4 protein-coding genes are annotated in these 2,510 nt (G+C 71.7%); 2 read left to right on the top strand and 2 right to left on the bottom strand.

Annotated features, from left to right (window positions below; all coding sequences use genetic code 11):
• Both AB8Z36_RS37840 and AB8Z36_RS37835 read left to right on the top strand, forming a co-directional pair.
• The coding region (locus AB8Z36_RS37840) for a nuclear transport factor 2 family protein (RefSeq protein WP_369217907.1) at nucleotides 1-222 on the top strand (222 nt) is incomplete at its 5' end.
• On the top strand, nucleotides 219-1,070 hold the full coding sequence (locus tag AB8Z36_RS37835) for an NmrA family NAD(P)-binding protein (protein ID WP_369217906.1): 852 nt from the start codon (nucleotides 219-221) through the stop codon (nucleotides 1,068-1,070). The genes AB8Z36_RS37840 and AB8Z36_RS37835, both read left to right, overlap by 4 nt.
• Before the next feature lie 66 nt (nucleotides 1,071-1,136).
• Here AB8Z36_RS37835 and AB8Z36_RS37830 read toward each other — a convergent pair whose 3' ends face one another.
• Both AB8Z36_RS37830 and AB8Z36_RS37825 read right to left on the bottom strand, forming a co-directional pair.
• On the bottom strand, nucleotides 1,137-1,724 hold the full coding sequence (locus tag AB8Z36_RS37830) for a Dps family protein (RefSeq protein ID WP_369217905.1): 588 nt from the start codon (nucleotides 1,722-1,724) through the stop codon (nucleotides 1,137-1,139).
• Between the two features lie 53 nt (nucleotides 1,725-1,777).
• Nucleotides 1,778-2,479 (bottom strand): alpha/beta fold hydrolase, encoded by a 702-nt coding sequence (locus AB8Z36_RS37825; RefSeq protein WP_369217908.1) that lies wholly within the window; start codon nucleotides 2,477-2,479, stop codon nucleotides 1,778-1,780.
• Between the last annotated feature and the right edge of the window lie 31 nt (nucleotides 2,480-2,510).

Below are 2,510 nucleotides of genomic sequence, written 5' to 3'. Positions count from 1 at the left end.
GGCCTTGAGGTCCACCGCACCCAGAACCCGGACACCGTGATCGTCGAGATGCGCTCGGAGGGCCGCTCGGTGGCCACGGGACGGCCCTTCGAGATGTCGTACGTAGCGGTGGTCACCGTCAGGCAGGGGCGGATCACCCACTACCGCGACTACTGGAACCCGCTGACCGCCCTGGAGATCGCGGGCGGCACCGACGCGCCGTTCGCGGGAACGGGCCGATGAGCCCGGTGAAGCCGTTCCTGGTGACCGGCGGCACCGGCACGACGGGCAGCCGAGTGAGGGCCCACCTGACGGCGACGGGCCACCGCACCAGGACCGCAACCCGCACCCCCACATCCACCCCCGGCACCGACGGCGAGATGGTCCGCTTCGACTGGACCGACCCGACGACCCACGCCCCCGCGCTCGACGGAGTGGGCGGCGTCTACTTGGTGCCCCCGGTAGGCGACCCGGACCCGGCCGCGTCGATGCTCCCGTTCCTGCACCGGGCGCGCGGGGCGGGCATCGAACGCGTGGTGCTCCTCGGCTCATCGGCGATCGCGGAGACGGACGGCGGCCTGGGTGAGGTGTACCGGTCGATCCGCGCCCTGTTCCCGCAGTGGGCGGTACTGCGGCCGTCCTGGTTCATGCAGAACTTCACCGGCGGCCACGTCCACGCGCGGAGCATCCGCGAGCGCGGCGAGATCGTGACGGCCACGGGGGACGGCCGGGTCGCGTTCGTGGACGCCGACGACATCGCGGCGGTGGCCGCCCGAGCCCTGACGGACGAACACCCCCACAACACGGCCCACCTCATCACCGGCCCCGAGGCCCTGAGCTACGCCGACATAGCGGCCACCCTCACCCGCGTGACGGGCCGCCCGATTCGCCACCGCTCCATCTCCCGCACCACCATGCGAGACCGCCTGACCACCGACGGCCTCCCGGAACCCTTCGCCGACCTCCTCGCCGCCATGGACGAGGCGATCGCGACCGGCGCGGAGGACCGGACGAGCGGTGCGGTGGAACGGGTGACGGGGCGCGCGCCGCGGTCGTTCGCGGAGTTCGTGGGATCGGCGGATCTCGCGTGATCCGGTCGGGGCCCCGGCGTCGAGCGCATCGTGCGGAGGCATCGTCCGACGCCTCCGCACGGTGACTCAGACCCGCACCAGCGGCGTGTCCACCAGGTGTTCCGCGAGGAACCACGCCTGTTGTTCGCCGGTGCGGATCACCTGGGAGACCAGCAGGTCGTTCGTGCCGTCGTCACCGAGGTCGGCGGTGCGGGTCGCGGCGTCGTGGGCCGCTATGAGGATGGACTCGTGAGCCTCCAGGAGGCGGGACAGCATCGCGGGGACCTCCTCCACACCGTCCGGCGGGCGGGGGATCGAGGTGATCTCCGCGATGTGGCGGGGGTCGCCCACCGCCACGCCGCCCAGGGACTGGACCCGCTCGGCGATCGTGTCGACGATCTCGAGTTGCTCCGACGCGTGCTTGTCCAGGACCAGGTGCAACTGGTAGAAGGTCGCGCCGCGCATCAGCCAGTGGTGCTTCTTGTAGAGGCCGTAGAGGATCTGCGTGTCCGCCAGGACCCTGTTCAGGCGCTGGCAGGAGTACATCCTGGCCTCGTACGACAGGCCGATCGGAAACTGCTTGACCGTGCCGTACTCCTGGATCACCGCGCCTTTCTGATGCAGCCAGGGCTGGCTTCCGCTCCGGTGTGGGGACGACGGGTCGGGCGTGGTCATGGGTGTCTGCCTCCTGGGCGGTGTGTCGTTGTGCCGTAACGGGGTTTCGGGCGTCAGCCCGTCGTGAGTACCGCCGCGCGGATCACGTCCGCCACCTCCTTGGGGCGGGACACCGCCACTGCGTGCGACGCGCCCTCGACCTCGACGGTCGTCGCGCCCGCCCGCTCCGCGCCGAAGCGCTGGACGTCGGGGTTGATCGCCTGGTCGGCCGTGGCGACCAGCGCCCACGACGGCTTCGCGCGCCACGCGGCGACCGATGCCTTCTCCGTGAACGCCGCCGCCGTCAGCGGGCGTTGCGCCACCGCCAGGATCTTCGTCCGCTCGGCCGCGACGTCCGCGGCGAAGATCTCCGGGAAGGCCTCGGCCGCGATGGTGAACTCGACCGCGGAGGCGGCGCCGTCCTCCGTCGGGTAGGTGTGCTCCACCAGGCTGCCGCCGAGCGGTGAGAGCGGGTAGCGGTCCTGGAGTTCGGCGAGGCTCTCGCCCTCCTCGGTGACGTAGGCCGCGACGTAGACGAGACCGGCCACGTTCTCGGTGGTCCCGGCCACCGAGATGACGGCGCCGCCGTACGAGTGGCCCACCAGCACCACCGGTCCCTCGATCTGGGCCGCCACGGAGGCGATGTACGCCGCGTCGGACGCCAGACCGCGCAGCTCGTTGGGCGGAGCGAGCACCGCGATGCCGTCACCCTGAAGCTCGGCGATCACCCCCGACCAGCTCCCCGCGTCGGCGAACGCACCGTGCACGAGGATCACGGTGGGGGTGTCGGGCGTGGGAGGAGTAGTG

This window comes from Streptomyces flavofungini (genome assembly GCF_041028215.1).
GTDB lineage: Bacteria > Actinomycetota > Actinomycetes > Streptomycetales > Streptomycetaceae > Streptomyces > Streptomyces flavofungini_B.
This window is presented reverse-complemented; position numbering and strand designations above follow the sequence as displayed.